This window comes from Cohnella sp. LGH (assembly GCF_017671885.1).
GTDB classification, from domain to species: domain Bacteria; phylum Bacillota; class Bacilli; order Paenibacillales; family Paenibacillaceae; genus Cohnella; species Cohnella phaseoli.
In genome coordinates this window covers 5,365,537-5,389,020 of sequence record NZ_CP072117.1, presented here as the reverse complement: position 1 = coordinate 5,389,020, position 23,484 = coordinate 5,365,537, and the positions used below count along the sequence as shown (strand labels likewise).

Genomic DNA, 23,484 nt, shown 5'->3' with positions numbered 1-23,484 from the left:
TTATGTCCCTCCCATTGACGAACACCTCCTCTCCGAATATGATTTGGACAGGAACAGCGGACGCCGCAGTTTATTCCGAGAGGAGCTTAACGCAATGGACGGCAAAATCGAATACGGATCGATCGACGAGTATATCGCTAGTTTTCCGCCGGAAATTCAACAATTGCTTGCAAGCGTCAGAGAGACGATTCGCGAAGCCGCCCCCGAGGCGACGGAGAAAATCAGCTATCAGATGCCGACCTACGCATTGCACGGCAATCTGGTGCATTTCGCCGCATTCAAGAACCACATCGGATTTTACCCGGCTCCGCAAGGGATTGAGGCGTTTAAGGAGGAGCTGTCGGTTTATAAGGGAGCCAAAGGCTCGGTGCAGTTTCCGCTCGATCAGCCGCTTCCGCTTGCACTGATCGCCCGCATCGTAAAGTACCGGGCGGAGGAGAACAAGCGGAAGGCGGACGCCAAGCCCAAAGGCGCTGCACGGAAGAGTAAGTGACCGGGCTTGTTACTCCAATCCCGTACCTTCGTCAAACCCAAGCATAAGGTTCATATTTTGAATAGCGGCCCCCGAGGCGCCTTTGCCCAAATTATCGAATCTGGAGACAAGCAAGACTCCCTCTTCATGAGCCAGCAGCTCTTGAATATCTTTTGCCGTTGCCTTCTTCGTAAACATTCTGGGAGAGAGCGGAAACGTAACGGCATCGCCTTGGTAATAATTTCCGACAATCGGCTTGAAAATCGGCGCTGCGTCCAACCCGGAATAAAACTTCATTTCCGGCAGATGCTTGTGGTTAAGATGAAGCGCGTACGGTCTTGGTGCGGAAAGCTGCTCTTGGCCTGAATTCTTGTATTCGGCGATCAGCTTCTTTCCGCCGCCGCTGTATCCTGTCAGCGAATAACAGGAGGCAGGATAATCCTTCGCTATAATTCCCTCCGCTACCAAAGGCTGAATCGCCAAAATATACCCCGTCGCATGGCATCCTGGGACGGCTACGCGGGATGAATGTTGAATTTGTTTTCTTTGCTTCTTATGCAATTCCGGCAACCCGTACGTCCACTCCGGGTGGGTTCTGAACGCCGTGCTTGCGTCGATGACTTTGGTGTTAGGATTGCTGACCATAGAGACATCTTCCTTAGACGCGGCATCCGGAAGACAGAGAAATACGACATCGGCTTCATTGAGAAGCGCCATGCGAGCAGCGGCGTCTTTGCGTTTTTCCGGCTCAATGTGGAGCACTTCGATGTCGGAAATCTTGGATGTTCCTGACCGTCCACAAATATTTTATATTTCACTTTTCCACCTCTTGGATGATTTTTTTTATTGGATTATTATACGTATGTATGAATATTCATTCAACGAAAACTTATGAAATGAGCATGTGTCATCGCCCGTTGACAATCTGATTGTATTAGTTGTATAGTACAAACAACCACCAAGGAAGGTGAAATGACGTCGTGCTGAACTTTTACGAGTTGAAGTTGAACAACAAGGACCCCGTATACTTGCAGGCGGTTCTCTACGTTAAACGGCAAATATTGCTGCGCAACGCGGTATCCGGCGACAAGCTGCCGTCCAGACGCGAGGTTGCGGCACAGTTGAGCATTAACCCGAATACGGTGCAGAAGGCGTTTAAGCTAATGGAGGATGAAGGGTTTGTGCGCACGAGCAGCACTCTGGGCAGCGTGATCTACGTCGACGACGTCATTTTCCGCGCGATTGAAGAAGAGTTGACCCGCGAGCTGGTGCAATCGTTCGTCGATTCGGCCAAGGAGATTCGTTTGTCGTTCAAGACGGTGGTTGAGCTGATCAGCGAGCATTGGGAATAATTTTTTAAGTTGATTGTACTATTCGAATAATACAATTGAGGTGTTGTGGCTGTGATGAAGGGATTTTATCGTCTGGTCAATCGGGAGTTTGCCAAGTGGCTGTGGTTTATCGCAGCGGTATGCGCTGCCGCCATCGTTGTGCCCCTTGTACTGCTGCATAAGGAACTGCGGCCTTACAACGAATATTGGGTGAACGAACGCTACGAAGACGTGTACGCCTCTTCTGGAAGCATTCTTCTGTTTCTCGTTTTGTTGGCGCTTGTGTGCGCTTTTTTTCTACTGACGATCTATGCGGACTACTGGGGCAGTAAGAGCATCTATACCTATTTGACGCTTCCGGTCGGTCGGGAGGCTCTCTATCTTAGCAAGCTGACGGTTTTGGTCACTTGTCTGCTCCTGCTGCTGGCGTCCCAGCTCATCGGCATCCGGCTAGGCTACTCGCTGTACGCGGCCAAGGTTGCCAGCTATGGCGACGGGCAGTTCGTTATGCACAACGGTTATTTTCTGGCGATGATCCGCTCCGAGTTTTTCCGGCTGCTGCTTCCGCTTGGCGTCAGTCGGCTGCTGTCCACGCTGTCGCTGCTGCTCGCCGCGGCTGTGACGCTTTACTACGGCGCGTTGTGCGAGCGCAGCCGGACGTATAGGGGAATTGTTCCGATTGCCGTCTCAGTCTGGACGATGGTTGACGTGATCGGCTATCGACTTGGAGAAGTGAATGTGAACAGCGATTCGACGGGACTGTATTTAAGCAGCGTTTTGCTGCTTGTAGTGAGCGGATTGTTGATCGGACATAGCCTGCGGATGGTGCGAAGGGGCGCAATTGCTTAACGAAATGCGTTAGAGGAGGGGAACCGATGGGGACGATCAGAAAACACGTCGCATTGCCTGCGTTGGCGCTGGCGATTGCCGTACTTGCGATATTGGGGTTAAGCGTCTATGGCGCGAAGGATAAGGGAAAGTTCGAGTTCATTGATCTGATCGGCAGTCGTGAGGCGATTCGGGACGTCGCGCTGGTTGGCGAGCTGAGCGACGGGATGCACAGCACTTCGTTCCGGATAGACGGAGGGCGACTTCACACGGACACGAAGCTGTACGATCAGGCCCGGAACATCCCTGCGTATCTTTATTATCCGGGAAGTGTAGGACCATTCGGCGCCGTGCGATTCGGCAGGATGGAATACAACATCGAAAACAGAAGCACAGAGCATACGATTTATTCTCGCGTCATGACGGACAAAGGTAACTCGGTTCCAGAAGGAACGGCGGAGGTGAAGCCGTCTGTTGTTTATCGGCCGGCCTCGGACGAGAACGCTAACTTCAGTTGGACGAATCCGCTGGAATACGGCCTGGCGCAAATCGGCGACCGCGTCTTCTACACGCTTCCCGTAACGACCGATTATACCGGGATGAATGCCATTTATGAGCTTAAGTTCTATGATTGGGGCTTTCGGCCGCAGGACATGAAGTCGTTCGAGTCTCGCAAGCTGGTCGAGCTTCCGCTCACGGCGAACGAACCGGGGAGAACGGGCATTGAAATACTCGGCTTGAAGGCGGTGGGCGATAAGCTGGCGCTGCTGTCGGTGGAGGCGGGTTACCTTCATATCCGCAGCTTCGACAGCGACAGCGGCAAGCTGCTCGGCGAGGCGGACTTGTCGAAGTCCGATCCGTCGATTAACTGGCAAGCCGCGTATTCCGAGCGATACGAGGCGTATGTCGATGCGCAGCGGGCGTTGCTGACCGTAAGCTTTCGCGGCGTGTCTCAAGATGCGGAGGAGCGGCCGCATACGGCGGTGCTCAGCTTCGATTTCTCGAACGGTATCGAGCTTGTCGACTGGTCGAACTTATCGTTCGAAGGCAACGAGGAGAATAACTATGGCGGCGTATCGCTGCTCGGCTATCGGAACGGCAGGGTGATCGCCGTCCGCTCCTATCGCGAGCCGGAGTCGGAGCAGGAGCGCGGCGTCTTCGACATTTTGCGGCCGCAGCATCTGTATCTGTACGTCTTCGAGCATGCCAAGCTGATATATAAGGGCGAACTGGCTACGGATAAAAACGATGACCGTATCCGAGCCTTCAATCGGGTTGGCGGATACGATTACTCGCCGACAGAGCATCGGAATTTCTTGAATGTTGCGCTTGAATAGCGAAGGGGAACGCAAGTCCGGGAGGGATGGCTGTGATCGAGTTAAAATATGTGGATAAGCGCTATCCGACGAGCAACGCTCTGCTGTACATTAACAGCCTGACGATAGAGACGGGAGAGATCGTCGGCATTCTGGGCGAGAACGGCAGCGGCAAAACGACGCTGCTCAAGTCGATTATGGGGCTCGGGGAGCTGCAGAGCGGAGAGATTACGATTGCAGGGAAGCCTGTCCTGGATCAGTATGAGCGGATGGCGTTTATTACCGAAGAGGGCAGCTTCTTGCCTAACAGCACTCCGTTGGAATACGGGGAGTTTCTGGCGGCATTTTTCCCCCGATTCGATCAACCGTATTACGCCGAGCTGCTGCAGCGATATGAGCTGCCGATCCGTCGCGCGATCAGAACCTTCTCCAAGGGGCAGAAAATGAAGCTGGAGATGAGCGCGGGGCTGGCCAAGCGAGCGGACTATTTGCTGATGGACGAACCGTTCGTCGGCAAGGACGTGTTTGCGCGTCGCGAATCCTTAAAGCTGCTGATGTCCGGACTGCGCGGCGGCGAGACGGTGCTGATCAGCACTCATCTGATCGACGAGATCGAGAACGTCATCGATCGCGCAATTGTGCTGCATCAAGGGCTGGTGCGGGCCGATGTCACTATCGACGATCTCCGGGAGGAAGGAAAAAGCTTGACGGATGTCATGCTGGAAGTGAGACAGAGCAACCGGCATTATGCCGATTAACGGAACAAAGAACGACGATTTGCCAAGAACGGAGATTAATTTATGAGAGAAGCGTTACAGACGGTTGCGGAGCATATCATTTCGAATGCCAGGCTGCTGCGCTGGCGAGAGTTAAAGGGCGGCGTGTCTGCTCAAGTCATCGGGCTTGAGCTTGAATTGGGCGACGGGAGCTTACGCAAAATCATTATTCGCCGCCATGGGGCGACCGATCTCGCACGAGATCCGGACATTGCCCGACATGAATTCCAGCTTCTCGGACTGCTGCACTCCGCAGGGCTGGCCGTACCTGCGCCGATCTTCGCGGAGGCATCATCGGACCAGCTCGGCTCCCCTTATATCGCTATCGAATTCATCGAGAGCCAAAGTGAGGTAGATCGGATGGCGATTCCCGACTTTCTAGGGCAATTGGCCGCGCATCTCTTCGCCATCCATCAAGCAGAGCTTCCGCTAACAGAGCTTAGTTTTCTTTCGCAGCAGGCGGATGCGGTTTCCGCCAAGCTAGCCGCTAGGCCGGCGCAGCTGGACGCTTCCCTGAGCGAAGGACGGATCAGGGAAGCGTTGGATTCGGTATGGCCGCTGCAGCAAGCCAATCGGTCCGTGCTGCTTCACGGCGACTACTGGCCGGGAAATACGTTGTGGAGGGAAGGGAAGCTTGCCGCCGTAATCGACTGGGAGGACGCCGCGATCGGGGATCCTCTCGCAGATGTGGGCAACGCCAGATTGGAAGTTTTGTGGGCGTACGGACCCGAGGCGATGGAGGAGTTTACGCAGCATTACCGGTCGTTGGCGAAGGGGACGGGATTTAGCCAGCTTCCGTGCTGGGATCTATACGCTGCCTTGCGGCCGGCCTCCCAGCTCTCCCGCTGGGGGCTGGAGCCGTCCGTCGAGCGGACGATGCGGGAGCGGCATCTCTCGTTCGTAGACAGAGCCTTGGCCGAGCTTCGTTAGCTTGCGGCGCTTAACGGACGCGCCCGAACGATTGTTTACGACTGCCTGAACCGCATGCGGAACGCCTTCGGCGTCGTCCCGGCCAGGCGGCCGAAGCAGCGCACGAAATGCGGAAAAGAGCCGAAGCCTACCTGCTCGGCAATCGAACCGATCGCCTCGTTCGTGTCGATCAGCAGCCGCTTCGCCTGCTCGATCCGATAGCGGGTCAAATAATCGAGAGGCGTGCAGCCGTAAGTTCGCTTCATGCACAGGGAGATATAGTTCGCGTGAAAATGCAGTTCCTCCGCCATTCTTTTATAGGTAAACGTCTCCCGATGGCTGCGGCGCAGCCATGCCGCAGCTTCTTCGGCGATCGCCCAATACGCGCCGCCGGCCGGAGGCTTGGACTCCTCCTGTACCTGTAAGAGCAGCTCCTGAAAAAGCAACTGCTGTCGCCAATAGGAGAATGCGGACATTTCAGCCTGGAGCGTCAGCATCCCGCGCAGATGGGCGTGCGCAGATTCGGGGGCAGGCAAATTGCCTGTCTGCGGCAGATAAAAGGAGAACGGATGGGCGATCGGATAATCCCCCTCTGCGAGGGACAAGATCGCCTTCCGGCCTTCCTCGTCGTCCGTCTCGCTCCAGCCGCCGTAGGTCTGGAAATGAATCCAGTAGAAATGGGTTTCCTCCTCGCATGGCTCCGTCGCCCGATGAGCGCGGTCCGGCCGCAGCAATCCGAAGCCTCCCGCGGGAATGACCACAGGCAGCGATTCCTCCGCCAAATATAAGCAGCCTCGGGTAACGAACAGCAGATCGAATACGCCGATGCCCGAGCGATCGACATGTCTGTGCCCGGCAGAATACGTATCTTCGCCGCAGGTAATGAAATGCGGCAGCGGCGGAGAAATAAACTTCAGCATTCGGAATCTGTCCCCCTTTTCTTCATGCGCATGCGTTTCTTTATTATAGCGAATAAAGCAACATCGATGTTGTGATCAAGCAAAAACTGTGTGCGTTACGCTATCGGAGAGATGGCTTCGCGGTGCTATATTGGGAGGGTGAACACCATTCTCCGAATAAGCGAGGTTATTCATAATGAGCAAACGGAACACGGCATTCGAGGCGCTCCCGCTGGGTGCGATTAAGCCGGAGCAATGGCTTCGGGATCAGCTGCGCATTCAGGCGGACGGGTTAACCGGGCACCTCGAAGAACATTGGGCGGACGTAGGTCCCGGCAACGGCTGGATCGGCGGCAAGGGGGAGAGCTGGGAACGCGGGCCGTACTATTTGGACGGGCTGCTGCCGCTGGCCTATTTGCTGGAGGACGAGCGGCTGATCGTCAAGGCGCAGCGCTGGATCGAATGGTCGCTGGCCAGCCAGCGCGAGGACGGAGCGTTCGGGCCGGACATCATCGAGACGGTAAACGAAGACCTCGACAAGACGCAGGATTGGTGGCACTACATGATCATACTGAAGGTCTTGACGCAATATGAGGAAGCGACTGGAGACGAACGGATCGTTCCGTTCCTTACGTCTTACTTCCGGTATGTGCGCGGTCGGATCGAGGAACAGCCGCTGCGCGGGTGGGCGGAGGCGCGCGGCATGGAGATGCTGCTGACGATCCAGTGGCTCTACCGGAAAACCGGAGACGAACAGCTCCTACAATTGGCGAGCATCGTACAGTCCCAAACGACGAACTGGACGGACGTTTTTCACGATTTTCCGTTTTGGCGCAAAGTCGAGCGATGGGACTGGAAAACGCATGTCGTCAATGTCGCGATGGGCATTAAAGCGCCTGGCGTTCTGTACGAGCTGAGCGGGGATTCTCGCGCTCATGCGGCGGTTCATCGCGGCATCGACAGTCTGATGACGTATCACGGACAGGCTCACGGGATGTTTTCCGGAGACGAATGGCTGTCCGGCACGCATCCGAGCCAAGGGGTGGAGCTGTGCGCCGTTGTCGAATATATGTTTTCCATGGAGCAATTGACGAGAGTGTTCGGGGAAGGGCGCTTCGGCGACATTCTCGAACAGGTGGCGTTTAATGCCCTGCCTGCCGCCGTTTCAAGCGATTGGACGTCGCATCAGTACGACCAGCAGGTGAACCAGATCGTCTGCAACGTGGCGACACGGGAGTGGAGCAACAACGAAGAGGCGAATCTGTTCGGCCTGGAGCCGCATTTCGGCTGTTGTACGGCGAACATGCATCAAGGTTGGCCGAAGCTGGTGTCGCACTTGTGGATGAAGGATGGGGAAGGCGGTCTGGCGGCGGTCTCGTACGCGCCCTGCACGGTAACGACTCAAGTCGGAGCAGACGAGCAGGCGCTGGCGACGCTGAAGGTAAGCGGCAATTATCCGTTCCGCGATACGGTCGACATCGAGCTGGCTTTGGACGAATCGGCGGAGTTTGCGATCTCGCTGCGCATTCCGGGTTGGTGCGAGCAACCGACCGTAAAAGTAAACGGGGAAGAGTTTGCACTAGCGATTGAGAAAGGGTATGCGAAGCTGTGCCGGGAGTGGTCGGATGGCGATCGGCTGACGTTGCGGATGCCGATGAAGGTTAAAACCGTTACCCGCAATTTGCTTGCCGTTAGCGTGGAGCGCGGACCGCTCGTCTACGCTTTGCCGATTCGTGAGAACTGGCAGCTGCTGCAGCAAAGGGAGAAGTTCCATGACTGGGAAATCTACCCCGGCTCTCCATGGAAATACGGGCTGCTGGCCGACAGCGAGTATGAGGTCAGCTTGGAGGACGTCGCCTATCAGCCGTTCGACGCCCAGCACTCTCCGGTTCGACTGAAGGCGAAGGGGCAACTTGTGCGCGAATGGAGGATGGAAGGCAACAACGCCGGAACTCCGCCGATGCATCCGAACGCGGACGATCAGCCGGTCGTCGATCTGGAGCTCGTTCCTTACGGCGGCGCGAAGCTGCGCATCGGGGAGTTCCCGACGATCGGCCATCCGCTCGAAGCCAGAAAGCATATGTAATGGGAAATCCCCCCTCCGGACGCGCAGCCGCGCATCCGGAAGGGGGATTTATGTCTTTGCGGAGCGGCTCGGCCAAGTTACAATGGGGGGAAAGGTTTCAAGGCGGATAGCGAATGTCCGCGCCGAAGGGAGGTATGGCTTATCCGGTTAAAGTTCGGGGATATGCCCCTCAAGAGAAAGCTGTTTCTATGCATTGCGCTGCTGATCGTCGTGCCGCTGCTGCTCGCCGGCTTTTACTTGAACAACCAGTTTACGAGGCTTACGCTCAACAAATCCAGCGATATTGCGCTGCAGACGCTTAAGCAGACGAGGCAGAACTTCGACTCCCTGATCGCCGATACGAACGATCTTACGCTGCGGATGATGTCTAACGAGCAAATCCAGAAGTTTCTGAAAGACGATTACAACAAAGAGCTCGACTATGATCAGTACTATCGGGAGATTATCGCCTGGCTGAACGATTTAATAGGCTCCAAAGCTTATTACGATACGATCGGCATCGTCGCCGGCGGCGAGCGGGTCGTTTTCCAGATGGGTACGCTGGATTCCGTTGTAGATGCCGAGCACGCGCGAACGGCTTCTGAGCTGAAGGGAAAGCTGTATTGGGCTTCCGACGGCAATCGGCTGTATGCGTATAGAAGAATTATGGATTTTAACAAATACGACAGAGAACTGGGCATCATCAAGCTGAACGTTTCCGAAGAAGCCGTGCCTCGTTTTTATGAGGGGATCAATTCTTACGAAGGCTCGAGAATCGATTTGCTCGACGCTTCGGGCAAGGTGCTGTCCTCGTCCGCAAAAACCGCGATCGGCGGCACTTATGAGCACTACGAGGAAATCCGGGCGGAGATCGCGTCCGGGGAGGAAGGCTTCTTCGGAAAAACGGTTGGTAGCGAGAAAAATATCGTCCTGTATTATCGGATCGCAGGTCCCGATTGGGTGCTTGTCCAGACGATTCCCGAAAGCTCCTTTACTTTGTTGAAGACGACTCTTAACACCGTTCTATTAATCGCGATCGGACTATGCGTCCTGTTCGGATTTCTTTTTTCTCTTGTACAGCACCGTTATTGGATCAAGCCGTTGGGAAGGCTGCGCACGGAGATGGCCAAGCTGCGCACGGGAAATTTCAATATTGCTCTCGAAGGCGCGTCGAAGGACGAGATCGGGGAAATCCACCAAGGCTTTATCCGCATGGCCGGCCAGCTCAAGCAGACGATCGATGACGTCTACGTTAGCCGCATCAGGCGCAGGGAAGCGGAGTTGACCGCCTTGCAGGCGCAGATCAACCCGCATTTTCTGTATAACACGCTGGATTCTATACATTGGCTGGCGATGAAGCACCAAAATTACGACGTAAGCGAACAGATCGAAGCGCTCTCGGAAATTTTCAAGCACGTGCTCAGCAAAGGACAGCCGGTCGTGACGATCGAGCGCGAGCTGGAGTTTCTGGAAAGCTACATGCTCATTCAGCAGGCCAAATACGGCCAGCGAATCAAGCTGAGGGTCGACGTCGATCCGGAGCTGTTGAGTTGCGAGGTTCCCAAGCTGATTTTGCAGCCCCTGGTGGAAAACGCGATCCTTCACGGGCTGGAAGAGAAATTGGAAGGCGGGACGATCGAGGTCGGAGTCCGGCAGGTCGGGGAACGTATTCGGCTGGTCGTATCCGACGACGGGCTCGGCGCCGATGAGGAGCGGATAAACCGGATGCTGAACGAGGAGGATGAACGGCAGGAAGTCTTCGCGCTGGGGAATATCGACGAGAGGATCAAGCTGCAATACGGGCGCGAGTTCGGTTTGAGCTTCAGCAGCAAGATTGGCAAGGGAACAGTCGTAGAAGTGCTAGTCCCCGCCGCCGGGAGAACGAATAAGGAGGAGAGGCGCAATGAAGCTGCTGATCGCGGATGACGACCGGCAAATTCGGGAGGGGATCAAAGCCGGCATAGACTGGTCTTCTCTGGGAATCGTCGAAGTGCTGACGGCGGCGAACGGGACCGAGGCGTTCGAGATCTTTTGCGCCAATCTGCCCGAACTGGTCGTGACGGACGTCCGAATGCCGGGGATGGACGGTCTGGAATTGCTAAAGCGAATCAAGGAAACAAGACCGGCGACTAAGGTAATCATCCTCAGCGGCTACAACGACTTCAAATATCTCAAAAAGGCGATTCAGTGGGATGCGGCCGATTACGAAATGAAGCCGATTCGCGCAAGAAGCTTGATTCAGTTGATCAAGAAGGTCAGCGAGGAGATTGTCCGCGAGCGGGTGTCGGAGGAGACGTTCCGCAAATATTTGGCGTCGCACAAGGAGCTCTTCGTCGACGATTTCGCGGGAGGGAGAATTCGCGACCGTCTCATTCTGCAGGACGGCTTAATGCAATATTTTCAATTCGATGCTAAGGGGACTCTTCTTTGCGTCCGTATCGAACCGGATCGGCGCAGGGAAGAAGCGGCGGAGAAGGAGCGGTGCGCCGATGCGATGCTTCGCGCTTTAGGCGGCCGGGAAGCGGAAGCCGGCGAATTATGGTTAAAGACGAAGGACGGGAGCCTGATCGGATTGTTGAAGCTGGAGACGGTCTCGTATTTGTACGCGCGACATGCCGTCGCGTCGTTGAAAAACCGACTGGCGGATTCGGTTCGGGAGGCTGCGCAGACGTGCGGCGGTTCGTTGTCGGCCGGCATAAGCCTGCCCGGGAACGCGTCCGATGTAAACGAATTGCAGGCGCAGGCGCGGGAGGCTCTGGCGCTTCGGCTGTATTCCGGCAAGGGCTCGGTTCATGCCTTTGAAGAGGGAGGAGGGCTCCGCGAAGAGACGATCAGAGGGCTTGCAGAAGACGACGAATTCCTCAATCTTATCCGCGAAGCCCGACTAGATCGCTTAACCGAGCGGGTATCCGTCGAATTCGCCAGACTTCGGCAAGAAAGAGCGTATGGCGAGAAGAGCCTTGCGGGATACTGCAAAGCATTGATTCATCTGCTCCCCGCCGCCGCGGGCGAGCCTTCCGCGGAATTGGCCGAATACGCGCGCCGACGGATCGAGGAACTGGAGACGAGCGCATTCGTCGACAGCGGCGAATACGAGGATTTCGTTCGCTTGGCGTTCGAGGAGGCGATCGAAGCTTACTTCAACGTCGGAGTCGCCCGTCTAAGCGCGCCGATCCAGCTTGCCGAAGCGTATATACGGAATCATTACGCGGAGGAGCTGACGGCCGAGAAGGTGGCCGAGCATGTGGGCAAGACGCCGAACTATTTTAGCCACCTGTTCAAAAAAGAAATGGGTGTTCCGTTCCGGGAATACGTCAACCGTCTGCGCATTGCCAAAGCCAAGCAGCTGATCGAGCGGACGACGGACCGAATTTACGAGATCGGCGAACGGGTCGGCTTCTCGGATTATGCATACTTCACGCAAGTGTTCCGCAAGCTTGAAGGCTGCTCGCCGACGGCGCTCAGAAAGAAGCCGGACGTCAAAGACGAAAACCTTAAAATCGAAGATTAGCAATAGTTTTCGTAGTTTTTTGAAATAGTGGCGGCAATTATCGGACCGTATAATGGGATCTAACGAGGCGCGCTCGTTAAGTTAGGGCGGGTATGCATACTCCGAGGACAGCAGATTATGCCGAATTTTCGTTCCATGCAAGGAACTTTTGTGAAGGCGTACCGGGGGTACGTCAAGCAAAAGTGACGCAGCAGGGGGCGAAAAGGCGGTGAAAGATGCCCTCGAGCGGGTATGCATACACGCCCTAGCCCGTATACGGTTTTATGCGTTTTAACAAAGAGGAGGTCTTGGCATGTTGAAGAGAGGGACAGCAGTACGGCTTCTATCCGTCGCGCTTGGCGCTTCGTTGATATTTACGGGATGCGGGAAATCCGGCGGCGAGGGAGCCTCCGGACAACCGTCCGAATCCGCTAGCGCTTCGGCGACAGCGACGGAATCCGTCGGCAAGCCTGGGGAGAAGCTTAAGCTGACGTTGATGATCGCACCCGTGGACGATCCGAGCGGCAAGGTCGAAGAACAGATGGTGGCGGAGCATTTTAAGGACAAGTACGATATTACCTTTAAGCCGTGGGATTCGAATGTAGAGAAAACGCTGAAAACGACGATCGCCGCAAGCGAGCCCATCGACGTTGCGATGTACTGGCCGGGAGCGATGGAGACGTTCGTCGATTCCGATATGGCGCTTGATTTGACTCCCTACCTGGAAGCGGACGGAGGGGCTTGGAAGATGACGTTCGTGGGCAACGCGCTGGATGCGGGAACCTACGGGGGCAAAGTATACGCGGTTCCTTACGCCGCCGTATATCCGCTGCTCGAAGTGAACAAGGATATCGCCGACCAAGCCGGGGTTACGTTTCCCGACGGACCTCTCAGCTGGGACGATTTCATGCAAGCGCTGGAGACGATCAAGGAAAAGACGGGAATCGTTCCGTTAGGACTATATAAGGACTGGGGCCCATGGGTTCCGCGAAATAATCTGATGACGGTATGGCCCGATGAGCAGACTCGAAGCGACTTTGCCGCAGGCAAAATTCCGTTCACCGACCCGCTCGCGGTCAAAGCGTTCGAGGCTTCCAAGGAGCTGTACGACAAGTACGTATATCCGGGCAAGGGCGCGTTATCCACGACTCTTGAGCAGGTAAACGTCGCGTTCAAGGCCGGCAAAGTCGCGGTCAAAGCGAACGTCAACATTCTTGCCGCCCAATCCGTCAAGGAATCGGGGCTGGCCAACGTGCAGATCGTGAGTTGGCCGAACATGGGGTTGAATCACGTGTTGGGAGGATCGAACGGCTACATGATTCCGGCTAACGTTCCCCATCCCGAAGCTTCGATAGAGATCGTGAAGTATTTGACCAGCGCGGAGGTGCTTCAGAAGCGCGTCGATACGGGAGCTCCGGTCACGGTAAGCGGCGTCAAATCCGACGACCCCAATTTCGCGTTGTACGCCAAGGATATCGCCAATATTCAAACCGAAGAAGTCATGCATTTGTCGACGAAAATGATCGATATCCTCAATGCGAAAATGCCGGCGAACTATATATTTAACGGCATGGCCTCTCTGGAAGAACTGGAGAAGCTGAGGCTGGAGGCCGTGAAGCCTTAAGCCAATGAAGGAATGCGGCGGGGCAGGCGGGAGAAGCGGTCCGTCCCGGCCCGTCCGCTCCGACCGATCGGAGGTCCGAAACAAATGAAATTCATCAAGAGTGGCTCGGCTTTAACGCTTCGCACCCGAATGCTCGGAACGCTTTTCCTTCTTCCGGCGTTGTTGTTCGTCGGAGCGACGATGATCGTTCCGATCGGGTGGAACGCGGCTCTGTCTTTTGCGACCTGGAACGGCATGGGAGCGATGAAGGCGGCCGGCTGGAGCAATTACGCGACCTTCTTTCAGGATCCGGTGACGTTAAAAGGCTTCTATTACTCGGTCTTCATCGCTGTGGCTTCTACCGCGATCGCGGTTTTTACCGGCCTGCTTCTGGCGCTGGCGATCCATCGGGTCGGGCGCAAGGAGGGGGCGATCTACCGGTTCGTGTTTTTCGCGCCGGCGATGATGCCGCTGGTCGTCATCGGCTTGCTGTTCACCTTTATTCTCAGTCCCGATACGGGGTTGCTCAACGGCATATTGAGGGCGATAGGCCTCCAAAGCCTGGAGCACGCTTGGCTTGCGGAGCCCGGCATCGTCTTATGGACGATCGCCGTCGTCGGCGGCTGGCGGTTTTCCGGATTCGTCATGATGCTCGCCTATACGGCTATCGTATCCTTGCCCGGCTCCATGTTCGAGGCGGCCAAGCTGGAGGGGCTGGGATATGTCCGCCAAGCCCGCATGATCATCCTCCCTTTGATCATGCCTACGATTCGCCTCGTTACGATGCTCATGCTGATCTTGTCGTTTAAGACGTACGACATCGTCTGGGCGATGACCAAGGGAGGGCCGGGCGATTTCTCGCGGACGGTCCCCGTCCGAATGCTCGACGTCGCTTTCCGCTATAACGAATTCGGCTACGCCGCCGCGATCTCCGTCATGCTGACGATCGTCGTGTCGCTGATCATCGCGTTGTCCAGGAAGCTGACGAAGGGGAATGTCTATGAATACTAGAATACCGCTTGGCGGGTATGCGCTGAGGACGGTTCTCGTCTGTTTGGCGGTCGTTAATTTGTATCCGCTTCTGTTCACGCTCATGACGTCGCTCAAAACGTCGGAACAATTTTTTACGGATATTTGGGCCTTTCCGCGCGAGTTTCTCGTCGACAATTACGTTCAGGCGTTCGAGATCGGCCGGATCGGCGAATATTTCTATAATAGCGTCGTTATCGCGCTTGTCACGCTGGCGATGGTGACGGTCGTGGCAGCCTTCGCCGCTTACGCGTTGGCCCGCCTGCGCGTTCCGTTCGGCGGGGCGATCGTCGGCCTGCTTCTGATCATTCAGATTTTGCCGACCGAATCGATGATTCTGCCGCTGTATATGATGATGTCCAAGCTGAAGCTGCTCGGCGTCACTTACGTTCCCGTTACCTTCGCTTACGTGGGATGGCTGCTGCCCGGAACGATCGTCATTCTTCGCAACTTTTTCCTTTCGATCCCGTCGGAGCTGCTGGAATCCGCGAGAATGGACGGGAGCGGGGAGATCAGCACGATGTTCCGAATCGCATTCCCGTTGACGGGAGGGGCGATCGCGACTTGTACCGTACTGAACTTCTGCTTCGTATGGGGAGAATTGCTGTGGGCGCAAATCTCGACGTTGACGACGGAGAAGGGACTTCCCTTGACCGTCGGGCTGATCAACTTCCAGGGTCAGTACGCAACCGACTGGGGGCTGATGACGGCGGCGATCTGCATGATCCTCTTCCCGCTGTTTCTGCTCTTTATGTTTCTGCAAAAATATTTCGTGCAAGGTTTGACTTCCGGAGCGGTAAAAGGCTGACGATATACTGGTGAGAGGGAGCGTAAACATGATTGCGGAGACGGTTCAATTGCGAATCGGAAGCGGCAGCGCCCGGCTGCAGAAATACTTGCTGCATCGCTCCTTGGAATTTCAGGCGGACCGGCATCGGCCAGCCGTCATCGTCTGTCCCGGCGGAGGATACCTGAGTACCTCCGACAGGGAGGCGGAGCCGGTCGCGCTGCGATTCGCGGCGCACGGCTATCATGTCTTCGTCCTCAGGTACACGACCTGGTTCGGGGAATACGTTCCCGACTTGAACGAGACTCCTCCGGGCAACGAAAGCTCCGTCTGGCCGCAGCCTCTGCTCGAAGTGGCAGCGGCCTTGGCGACGGTGCGGCAGAATGCCGCGGAATGGAACATCGATCCGGACCGAATCGCCGTCGTCGGCTTTTCGGCCGGAGGTCATCTAGCCGCGAGTCTCGGCGCGCATTGGGCCGACGCGTTTCTGCGGGAGAAAATCGGCGTCAGGGCCGAACTTATGCGCCCCGATGCGCTCATTCTCGGATACCCGCTCGTCGATCACGCGCATGCGTTGAGGAGAGAAGAGCAGGCGGCCTTTAAGGCGCTCGTCTATCGGGCGCATTTCGGCCGTCCGAATCCGTCCTTGCAGGAGCGTGAGGCGCTAAGCCCGGTTCGCTACGTCAACGACGGCACACCCCCGACTTTTCTCTGGCATACGGCCGACGACGAGCTCGTTAGCTCTCGCAACTCGCTGCTATGGGCAATGGCGTTGGAGGAACGCGGCATACCGTACGAGCTTCACATCTTCGAATCCGGCGTGCACGGGCTGTCGCTGGCGGACGAAACCTCGGCGGCGGACGGCACGCATATCAACGCAGGATGCCAGAAATGGTTTGAGTTGGCATTGACGTGGCTAAGGAGCAGGTGATGGTTATGATAGAGGAATCGGCAGGCTTTAACGCCGTTAAGCTCGCCGTCGCACAGGAAAGCTTGGAGCGGCGCATTCGCGAGGGCGCGTTGGCGGGAGCATCATTCCTCGTGTCTCGAGGAGGCCGGACCGCGCTTAGCGCGGTGCAAGGCTATGCCGACATAGAGAAAGGTCTTCGTCTCCAGAAAGATTCGATCTTCCGGCTGGCTTCGATGACCAAGCCGATTATCGCTGTGGCCGTTATGACGTTGGCCGAACAAGGGAAGATCAGGCTGGAGGATCCGCTCGGGAAGTATATTCCCGAATTCGCCAACGATTTTTACGTCGCGATCCCGAACGTTCGAACGAATGTCGCTGCCTACGAGCCCGATCCCGATGCTCCGGCCGGCTCGATCCCGGACGACATTCCGTCCTATTCGCTGGAGCCGGCGACCCGTCCGATAACGGTTCGGGATCTGCTCACCCATAGCTGCGGCTTGGGGCAGGGGCCGGTCGGCTTTCGCGAGCTGCAGATGCCCGGACCGGGAGCGACGCTGTCCGTCCATATTCCGACTTGGGCGAACATGCCTCTCGATTTTCAGCCGGGCTCCCGGACGGGATACAGTCCGATTGCCGCGTTCGATATTTTGGGAAGGCTCGTAGAGATTGCTTCGGGGCTGCCGTTAAATCTTTATTTGCAGAGGGCGTTGTTCGAGCCGCTTGGCATGCGGGATACGACGTTCGCGCCCTCGGAGGAGCAGCGCTCGCGGTTGGTCGCCTTATACGAGAGCACGGGGGGAGAACTGAGGAGGTCAGCGGACCAGAATCCTTTTACTCATCCCACCTATTATTCCGGAGCCGGCGGATTGCTTGGAACGTTGGAGGACTATTGCCGGTTCGTCAAAATGTTGGCTGACGAGGGGGAATTCGAGGGGAAGCGGATTTTGAACGCGAAGACGGTACGGGAGATGGCGTCGCCGCAGCTTCCGAACGGCATAGAGGGATTTCCCGAATGGCAGACTTGGGGACTCGGCATGCGCGTCGTCATCGAAGGAGAGTCCCCGGAGACGCCGCTGTCGACGGGAAGCTTCGGATGGAGCGGCGCATGGGGGACCCACTTCTGGATCGATCCGAGCAAAGACCTCTTTGCCGTGCTCATGATTAATCTCGCGAACGCGGGAGGCTCCGAAGCGGAAACCGCCCGCGAGTTCGAGAGCGCGGTGATGGGAGCGGTCCTGTGAATGGAGATTTGCGAGATCGCGCATAATATTTATAGAAGAGACGGAATGGCTCTCGGGGGAGAATGATATCCCTGCGCGCCATTCCGTCTTTTTCAGAGATTGGAAGTTGACAACAAAATTAAAATCAATTATTATTCCATTATATCAACTCGGAATAGTATGTTTTCAGAACATTCCGAAAATTACGCACGATGACCAAGGGGAGAACAGAAAATGAAATTCAACAAGATTAGCTTGCTGGCATTAGTTCTATTGTTAACAACGGCGCTGGCCGCCTGCAGCAAAGATAATTCGAACAGCGGCGGTCAGAACGCTTCCGGAAGCCCATCGGCCAGCGCGGGTTCGTCCGAGGAGGCCAAAGAATATAAGAACGAGTTGAACATTGCCCTGACGGCGCAGCCTCCGACGCTGGACGCTCCGATGACGGTATCGACGGCAGCGCTGGATACGGCGGGCAACATTTTTGAGCAACTGTATACAATGAACGCGAATTACGAGCCGACGCCGGAGCTGGCGGAATCGGCGGAGAGAAGCGAGGACGGCTTAACGTACACGTTTAAGCTGCGTCAAGGCGTGAAGTTCCATAACGGCAAAGAGATGACCTCCGACGATGTCGTCGCCTCGATGAACCGCTGGCTCGTAACTTCGTCTCGCGCGAAAACGCTGCTGACGAACGCCAAGTTTGAAGCAGTCGACACTTATACGGTAAAATTGACGGTGGAACAGCCAACTTCCGACGTGCTGATTCTGATCGCATCCCAAGCGCAATTCCCTGCGATTATGCCTAAGGAGATCGTGGAGTCCGCACCTGCAGAAGGTATCACCGATTATATCGGCACAGGACCTTACAAATTCAAGGAATGGAAGCAGGATCAATACATTCATCTCGTTAGAAACGAAGAGTACAAGGGCAGCGACGCCGAGCCGAGCGGCTACTCCGGACGCAAGTCCGCGGCTACGGAAAACCTTTATTACCACTTCGTAACCGACCACGCAACGCGAGTAGCTGGCATTAAAACCGGCAAATACGACGTAGCCGACGCAATTCCGATCGAGAACTACGACGAGCTGGAGGCGGATAAAAACGTCACGCTGCACACCAATCCAGGCGGCACGCTGACGGCGTTCCTGAACACTACCGAAGGCCTGTTCGCTAACGAGAAGATTCGCCAAGCGGTTCTGGCCGCGCTGAACAATGACGAGATTATGCTGGCGAGCTTCGCCAAGCCGGAGCTGTACTCACTTGCGCCGGGTTACTTGAACACCGCCCAGACGCAGTGGGCTACCGATGCCGGCAAGGAGTATTACAATCAGGCAAACGAAGAAAAAGCCAAGCAGCTTCTGGCCGATGCAGGTTATAATGGAGAAGAAGTTACGCTGCTGACTACGAAGGATTACAATGAAATGTACACGGCAACGCTGGTCATTCAAGAACAGCTGCGCAAAATCGGCATGAACGTGAAAGTGGACAACTACGATTTCCCGACTTTCCTGGAGACGAAGAACAACCGCAGCAAGTGGGATCTGTTCGTGGCGAGCACGGGGTACCAGCAGACGCCTCCGCAATTGCTGGCCGTGAACCCGGACTGGGCCGGTTTGAACAACGACACCGTCAAGAACGGTCTGGCCGCTATTCGCGGCGCCGCTACTCCGGAGGCAGCCAAAGCCGAATGGGAGAAGGTTCAACAATTCCTGTACGAATTCGGTTCGTCCACGGTAATCGGTCACTACAACGTTCTGGTGGCGACGTCGAAATCGCTGGAAGGCTTCGAGCAGTTCAAATCGCCGGTCGTATGGAACGCCAAAGCCCCGAAATAACATTCGGATAGATTCCCCATCCGAGGAGGGTGCGCCAGGCTGCTTAGCAGCTTGGCCGACACCCTCCTTCTATTGATTCAATCAGACCATTCATCGAACGAGGGGATTTCATGCTGGCTTACATTGCAAAAAGGCTCCTGTCTCTCATTCCCGTATTGTTCGTCGTCACGGTCGCGATCTTCCTGATCATTCACCTGACGCCGGGCGACCCCGCGGCCGCCATGCTGGGCATCGAGGCTTCGGAAGCGGATATTCAGGAGTTGAATGAGAAGCTTGGACTGAATCGTCCCGTCCATGAGCAGTACATTCATTGGGTCGGCGGCGTCCTGCGAGGCGATCTGGGCGATTCCATCTTCATGCGCCAGCCCGTCGGACAAGCCATTGCCGAGCATATCGGCCCGACGCTGTCGCTGGCGGTGCTCGGACAGCTCATCGCGCTTATTTTGGCGATTCCGTTCGGGATGATCGCCGCGTACAAGAGGGGGACGCCGATCGATTACTCGCTCATGGGCGTGTCGCTGCTGGGCTTGGCGATCCCCAGCTTCCTGCTCGGACTGTTTCTGATGCTGATCGTGGGCGTGCAGCTGCAATGGCTGCCGGTCGCGGGTTACGAGCCGCTGAAAGAAGGGCTGTGGGAGCATTTGCAATATTTGATTCTTCCCGGACTTTCGTTGGGAGCGATTCAGGCCGCTCTGATCACCAGAATGACCCGTTCGTCGATGCTGGAGATTCTGAACCTGAACTATATTAAGACGGCGCGCTCCAAAGGTCTGCGGGAGCTGACCGTGCTGACGAAGCACGCCTTTCGCAACGCGTTCCTGCCGATTCTGACCGTTATCGGACAGACGTTCGGCACGCTGGTGACGGGAGCGGTCGTGGTGGAGTCGATCTTTAATATTCCCGGACTTGGCCAGCTCATCCTGAACTCGGTCGTGCGCAGGGATTTCGCCGTGATTCAGGGCGTCGTTCTGATTGTCACGCTCATCTATGTGGGCATCAATCTGATCGTCGACCTGCTATACGGCGCGGTGGATCCCCGCGTTCGTCTAGACCGTAAATAGGGAGGAGAGGACAACATGGCGCAAGAAATGGCGAAAGAGAATATCGCCGCGATGAGCAAACGGCTGAAAAAAGAACAGCGAGCCCTTCGTTTGCGCAGGTTCAGAAGCAATTACGGATTGACGATCGGAGCCGTACTGTTCGTGCTGTTCGTTTTGATCGCAGCCGTCGGTCCTCTGCTCATGCCGTTTGATCCCTATGCGATGAAGGTGACCGAGCGCTTGCAGGCGCCAAGCGGCACGCATCTGCTCGGAACCGACGAATTCGGGCGGGATTTACTGACGAGAATCGTATACGGTGCGAGGGTGTCCATGAGCATCGGCTTGGTTGTGGCGCTGCTGTCCTCGCTGCTCGGGCTCGTGATCGGCATTTATGCCAGCTATTATAAGACGCTGGACCATATTCTAATGCGCATCTGCGACGGATTGATTGCCATTCCCGGCGTATTGCTCGCGATCGCTCTAATGGCTGCTCTAGGGGCCTCATCTATTAACGTTATTATCGCATTGACGATCGTATTTACGCCGAACATCGCACGGGTCGTGCGTTCGTCGGCGCTGGTCGTCCGCGAGCAGACTTATATCGAAGCGATGCATGCCCAAGGGGCGAGCGATTCCCGCATTCTCTGGAAGCATATCGCCATCAACACGCTATCGCCGCTGCTCGTCCAGGCGACCTTTGTATTTGCGGAAGCGATTATTTCCGAAGCGGCGCTCAGCTTTCTGGGTGCGGGCATTCCGGCTCCGGAAGCGAGCTGGGGCAACATTCTTCATGCAGGCAAACTGGTCATTTACAAGGCTTGGTGGATGGTTGTTTTCCCCGGCGTGTTTATCATTTTGTCCGTTCTCGGCCTGAACCTGCTGGGGGACGGGCTGCGAGATTTTCTCGATCCGCGCGTGAAGCTCAGACAGAAGAAATCATGACATCGAACGGGACGGAGGATGAGACATGAATCAGGCGCCTCTATTGGAACTCAACAACTTGAAGACGCATTTTCATACGGAGCGGGGCAGGGCGACGGCCGTCGGCGGAGTCAGCTTTACGATGGATCGCGGTGAAATTATCGGCATCGTAGGCGAGTCGGGCTGCGGTAAAAGCGTCATGTCGCAATCGATCCTGCGGCTGCTTGAGCATACCGATTCGGTCGAATACGAGGGCGAGGTTCTGTTCGAGGAAGAAAACCTGCTGGACATGCCTCTGTCCAAGCTGCGAGCCGTTCGCGGCAACGATATCTCGATGATTTTCCAGGATCCGCTCACCTCGCTTAATCCCGTATACACGATCGGCAACCAGATCGAGGAGACGCTACGGCTGCACAAGAAGCTGTCGAAGAAGGAAGCGCGCAAGAAAGCGATCGAAATTCTGGGCTTGACGGGCATCCCATCCCCGGAGACGCGTGTGGACGATTATCCGCACCAGCTTTCCGGCGGCATGCAGCAGCGTGCGATGATCGCAATGGCGCTGGCCTGCGAGCCGAAGCTGCTGATCGCAGACGAGCCGACGACGGCGCTGGACGTCACGATTCAAGCGCAAATTTTGGAACTGATCACAGAGCTGAATCGGACATTGGGGATGGGCGTTCTGTTTATTACGCACGACCTGGGGGTCGTAGCGGAAATCTGTACCGGGGTCAAAGTCATGTATTTGGGCCGTATTGTCGAGGAGGCGCCGACGGAGCAGTTGTTCCGCTCGCCGCTTCATCCGTATACGCGAGGACTGCTCCAATCGATTCCAAAGCTGGACGGAGACCGCAACGAGAAGCTGCATGTAATTGAAGGAACAGTGCCTTCGCTATTCGATATTCCGCGCGGGTGCGGCTTCTCGACTCGCTGCCCTTATGCGGACGAGAAGTGCCGTAACGAAGACCCGGTGATGCTGCAAGCTGACGAGCGGCACCGGGTCAGATGCTGGCATTACGCCGAGATCGACGCGATGGAAGAGAGGAGGAACGGGGATGGCGAAGCAGTTGGCGGCTGAGCCGATACTGGAAGTCAACGAATTGGTCAAGAAGTTTCCGGTGTACGGCCCCTTCGGAAGGCTGGTTGGCCCCAAGGCTCATGTGAATGCGGTCAGGGAAGCGACCTTCCGCATGTACGAAGGAGAGACGTACGGCCTCGTCGGCGAATCGGGTTCGGGCAAGAGTACGACCGGACGCGCTATCCTCGGCCTGACTCCCGCCACCTCGGGGGAAGTGCTCTATCGGGGCAAGGATCTCGTCAAGCTGTCGCAACAGGAACTGCGCAGCATTCGCAAGGACATTCAGTTCGTGTTCCAGGACCCGCTCTCTTCCTTGAATCCGCGCAAACGAATTGGCGACATTCTCGAAGAGCCGCTGATCATTCATAAAATCGGCAATCGGGAGCAGCGACAGGAGAAGGTGTTCCGCATTCTTGAGGTCGTAGGCCTGCAGCCGGAGCATTATTTCCGTTATCCGCACGAATTTTCAGGCGGCCAACGGCAGCGGATCGGATTGGCCCGGGCTCTGATCGTCAATCCGAAAATGATGATCTGCGACGAGCCTGTGTCGGCGCTCGACGTATCCATTCAGTCGCAAATTCTGAATATGCTGCGCGGACTTCAAGCCGAACTTGGCTTGACGATGCTGTTTATCACACATGACATCAGCGTCGTTCGCTATATTTCCGACCGGATCGGCATTATGTACTTGGGTGCAATCGTCGAGGAAGCGCCCACGGACGATTTGTTTGCCGAGCCTCTGCATCCGTATACGAAGGCGCTGCTATCGGCGGTTCCCGATTATACCCGCAGCCGACTGAAGGAACGGATCGTTCTGAAGGGCGAGATTCCTTCGCCGTTGTCCCCGCCGTCAGGCTGTGCGTTCCATACGCGCTGCCCGCTGGCGACAGACAAATGCAGAGTCGATCGTCCTGCGGCCAGAGAGGTTCGGCCGGGACATCGAGTTGCTTGCCATTACGTGTAAGGGATAGTTC

At 56.1% G+C, this 23,484-nt stretch carries 21 protein-coding genes; 19 read left to right on the top strand and 2 right to left on the bottom strand.

Features of this window, described 5'->3' with window-relative positions; translation table 11 throughout:
* The first annotated feature begins 94 nt into the window (after window positions 1–94).
* Entirely contained in the window at window positions 95–493 is a 399-nt protein-coding gene (locus tag J4772_RS23060) for an iron chaperone (RefSeq protein WP_209071558.1), read from the top strand.
* Window positions 494–502: 9 nt separating this feature from the next.
* Here J4772_RS23060 and argC read toward each other — a convergent pair whose 3' ends face one another.
* On the bottom strand, window positions 503–1,234 hold the full coding sequence (gene argC / locus J4772_RS23055; RefSeq protein WP_371822711.1) for an N-acetyl-gamma-glutamyl-phosphate reductase: 732 nt from the start codon (window positions 1,232–1,234) through the stop codon (window positions 503–505).
* Between the two features lie 218 nt (window positions 1,235–1,452).
* Between argC and J4772_RS23050 the strand changes: the two genes are divergently transcribed.
* The 5 genes from J4772_RS23050 to J4772_RS23030 are packed head-to-tail and all read left to right on the top strand — an operon-like array spanning window position 1,453 to window position 5,653.
* Entirely contained in the window at window positions 1,453–1,824 is a 372-nt protein-coding gene (locus J4772_RS23050; protein WP_116065312.1) for a GntR family transcriptional regulator, read from the top strand.
* A gap of 51 nt (window positions 1,825–1,875) precedes the next feature.
* Window positions 1,876–2,652, top strand: a complete 777-nt coding sequence (locus tag J4772_RS23045; RefSeq protein ID WP_209071557.1) for a hypothetical protein — start codon at window positions 1,876–1,878, stop codon at window positions 2,650–2,652.
* Between the two features lie 26 nt (window positions 2,653–2,678).
* Window positions 2,679–3,968 (top strand): hypothetical protein, encoded by a 1,290-nt coding sequence (locus J4772_RS23040; protein ID WP_209071556.1) that lies wholly within the window; start codon window positions 2,679–2,681, stop codon window positions 3,966–3,968.
* 32 nt (window positions 3,969–4,000) lie between these two features.
* Window positions 4,001–4,705 carry an ABC transporter ATP-binding protein gene (locus tag J4772_RS23035; RefSeq protein ID WP_209071555.1) on the top strand — a complete coding sequence of 235 codons (705 nt, stop codon included), beginning with the start codon at window positions 4,001–4,003 and terminating at the stop codon, window positions 4,703–4,705.
* A 42-nt stretch (window positions 4,706–4,747) separates the two neighbouring features.
* Window positions 4,748–5,653 (top strand): phosphotransferase family protein, encoded by a 906-nt coding sequence (locus J4772_RS23030; RefSeq protein ID WP_209071554.1) that lies wholly within the window; start codon window positions 4,748–4,750, stop codon window positions 5,651–5,653.
* A 35-nt stretch (window positions 5,654–5,688) separates the two neighbouring features.
* Here the strand turns inward: J4772_RS23030 and J4772_RS23025 are convergent, their stop codons facing one another.
* Complete coding sequence (locus J4772_RS23025) at window positions 5,689–6,552, bottom strand: helix-turn-helix transcriptional regulator (RefSeq protein ID WP_209071553.1); 864 nt, start codon at window positions 6,550–6,552, stop codon at window positions 5,689–5,691.
* Between the two features lie 175 nt (window positions 6,553–6,727).
* Between J4772_RS23025 and J4772_RS23020 the strand changes: the two genes are divergently transcribed.
* The 13 genes from J4772_RS23020 to J4772_RS22960 all read left to right on the top strand — a co-directional run bounded on the left by J4772_RS23020 (window position 6,728) and on the right by J4772_RS22960 (window position 23,474).
* Window positions 6,728–8,617 carry a beta-L-arabinofuranosidase domain-containing protein gene (locus tag J4772_RS23020; RefSeq protein WP_209071552.1) on the top strand — a complete coding sequence of 630 codons (1,890 nt, stop codon included), beginning with the start codon at window positions 6,728–6,730 and terminating at the stop codon, window positions 8,615–8,617.
* A gap of 162 nt (window positions 8,618–8,779) precedes the next feature.
* Entirely contained in the window at window positions 8,780–10,522 is a 1,743-nt protein-coding gene (locus J4772_RS23015; RefSeq protein ID WP_209071551.1) for a cache domain-containing sensor histidine kinase, read from the top strand.
* Window positions 10,500–12,107, top strand: coding sequence for a response regulator transcription factor (locus tag J4772_RS23010; RefSeq protein ID WP_209071550.1), 1,608 nt, complete (start codon window positions 10,500–10,502; stop codon window positions 12,105–12,107). The genes J4772_RS23015 and J4772_RS23010 overlap by 23 nt, the downstream gene beginning before the upstream one ends.
* A 292-nt stretch (window positions 12,108–12,399) precedes the next feature.
* On the top strand, window positions 12,400–13,710 hold the full coding sequence (locus tag J4772_RS23005; protein WP_209071549.1) for an ABC transporter substrate-binding protein: 1,311 nt from the start codon (window positions 12,400–12,402) through the stop codon (window positions 13,708–13,710).
* An 84-nt stretch (window positions 13,711–13,794) separates the two neighbouring features.
* Window positions 13,795–14,700, top strand: coding sequence for a carbohydrate ABC transporter permease (locus J4772_RS23000; RefSeq protein WP_209071548.1), 906 nt, complete (start codon window positions 13,795–13,797; stop codon window positions 14,698–14,700).
* The gene (locus J4772_RS22995) at window positions 14,690–15,526 is read left to right on the top strand and encodes a carbohydrate ABC transporter permease (protein WP_209071547.1); all 837 of its coding nucleotides are present in this window, start codon (window positions 14,690–14,692) and stop codon (window positions 15,524–15,526) included. The genes J4772_RS23000 and J4772_RS22995 overlap by 11 nt, the downstream gene beginning before the upstream one ends.
* A 28-nt stretch (window positions 15,527–15,554) precedes the next feature.
* Window positions 15,555–16,436: an alpha/beta hydrolase gene (locus J4772_RS22990; RefSeq protein WP_209071546.1), complete on the top strand. Its 882-nt coding sequence runs from the start codon at window positions 15,555–15,557 to the stop codon at window positions 16,434–16,436.
* On the top strand, window positions 16,436–17,656 hold the full coding sequence (locus J4772_RS22985) for a serine hydrolase domain-containing protein (protein WP_209071545.1): 1,221 nt from the start codon (window positions 16,436–16,438) through the stop codon (window positions 17,654–17,656). The genes J4772_RS22990 and J4772_RS22985 overlap by 1 nt, the downstream gene beginning before the upstream one ends.
* Window positions 17,657–17,869: 213 nt before the next feature.
* Window positions 17,870–19,474, top strand: a complete 1,605-nt coding sequence (locus J4772_RS22980) for an ABC transporter substrate-binding protein (RefSeq protein ID WP_209071544.1) — start codon at window positions 17,870–17,872, stop codon at window positions 19,472–19,474.
* Window positions 19,475–19,584: 110 nt separating this feature from the next.
* Window positions 19,585–20,535, top strand: a complete 951-nt coding sequence (locus J4772_RS22975; RefSeq protein WP_116065327.1) for an ABC transporter permease — start codon at window positions 19,585–19,587, stop codon at window positions 20,533–20,535.
* A 15-nt stretch (window positions 20,536–20,550) separates the two neighbouring features.
* The gene (locus tag J4772_RS22970) at window positions 20,551–21,456 is read left to right on the top strand and encodes an ABC transporter permease (RefSeq protein ID WP_116065328.1); all 906 of its coding nucleotides are present in this window, start codon (window positions 20,551–20,553) and stop codon (window positions 21,454–21,456) included.
* Window positions 21,457–21,481: 25 nt separating this feature from the next.
* Window positions 21,482–22,510: an ABC transporter ATP-binding protein gene (locus J4772_RS22965; protein ID WP_209071543.1), complete on the top strand. Its 1,029-nt coding sequence runs from the start codon at window positions 21,482–21,484 to the stop codon at window positions 22,508–22,510.
* Window positions 22,488–23,474: an ABC transporter ATP-binding protein gene (locus J4772_RS22960; RefSeq protein WP_209071542.1), complete on the top strand. Its 987-nt coding sequence runs from the start codon at window positions 22,488–22,490 to the stop codon at window positions 23,472–23,474. Before J4772_RS22965 ends, J4772_RS22960 begins: the two co-directional genes overlap by 23 nt.
* Window positions 23,475–23,484: the final 10 nt, after the last annotated feature.

What these genes read in the sequence shown, in the direction of transcription:
- J4772_RS23060 (WP_209071558.1), top strand. Translation starts at nt 95, where the DNA reads ATGGACGGCAAAATCGAATACGGATCGATCGACGAGTATATCGCTAGT.
- J4772_RS23040 (WP_209071556.1), top strand. Translation starts at nt 2,679, where the DNA reads ATGGGGACGATCAGAAAACACGTCGCATTGCCTGCGTTGGCGCTGGCG.
- J4772_RS23030 (WP_209071554.1), top strand. Translation starts at nt 4,748, where the DNA reads ATGAGAGAAGCGTTACAGACGGTTGCGGAGCATATCATTTCGAATGCC.
- J4772_RS23025 (WP_209071553.1), bottom strand. Translation starts at nt 6,552, where the DNA reads ATGCTGAAGTTTATTTCTCCGCCGCTGCCGCATTTCATTACCTGCGGC.
- J4772_RS23020 (WP_209071552.1), top strand. Translation starts at nt 6,728, where the DNA reads ATGAGCAAACGGAACACGGCATTCGAGGCGCTCCCGCTGGGTGCGATT.
- J4772_RS23015 (WP_209071551.1), top strand. Translation starts at nt 8,780, where the DNA reads ATGCCCCTCAAGAGAAAGCTGTTTCTATGCATTGCGCTGCTGATCGTC.
- J4772_RS23010 (WP_209071550.1), top strand. Translation starts at nt 10,500, where the DNA reads ATGAAGCTGCTGATCGCGGATGACGACCGGCAAATTCGGGAGGGGATC.
- J4772_RS23005 (WP_209071549.1), top strand. Translation starts at nt 12,400, where the DNA reads ATGTTGAAGAGAGGGACAGCAGTACGGCTTCTATCCGTCGCGCTTGGC.
- J4772_RS23000 (WP_209071548.1), top strand. Translation starts at nt 13,795, where the DNA reads ATGAAATTCATCAAGAGTGGCTCGGCTTTAACGCTTCGCACCCGAATG.
- J4772_RS22995 (WP_209071547.1), top strand. Translation starts at nt 14,690, where the DNA reads ATGAATACTAGAATACCGCTTGGCGGGTATGCGCTGAGGACGGTTCTC.
- J4772_RS22990 (WP_209071546.1), top strand. Translation starts at nt 15,555, where the DNA reads ATGATTGCGGAGACGGTTCAATTGCGAATCGGAAGCGGCAGCGCCCGG.
- J4772_RS22985 (WP_209071545.1), top strand. Translation starts at nt 16,436, where the DNA reads ATGGTTATGATAGAGGAATCGGCAGGCTTTAACGCCGTTAAGCTCGCC.
- J4772_RS22980 (WP_209071544.1), top strand. Translation starts at nt 17,870, where the DNA reads ATGAAATTCAACAAGATTAGCTTGCTGGCATTAGTTCTATTGTTAACA.
- J4772_RS22975 (WP_116065327.1), top strand. Translation starts at nt 19,585, where the DNA reads ATGCTGGCTTACATTGCAAAAAGGCTCCTGTCTCTCATTCCCGTATTG.
- J4772_RS22970 (WP_116065328.1), top strand. Translation starts at nt 20,551, where the DNA reads ATGGCGCAAGAAATGGCGAAAGAGAATATCGCCGCGATGAGCAAACGG.
- J4772_RS22965 (WP_209071543.1), top strand. Translation starts at nt 21,482, where the DNA reads ATGAATCAGGCGCCTCTATTGGAACTCAACAACTTGAAGACGCATTTT.
- J4772_RS22960 (WP_209071542.1), top strand. Translation starts at nt 22,488, where the DNA reads ATGGCGAAGCAGTTGGCGGCTGAGCCGATACTGGAAGTCAACGAATTG.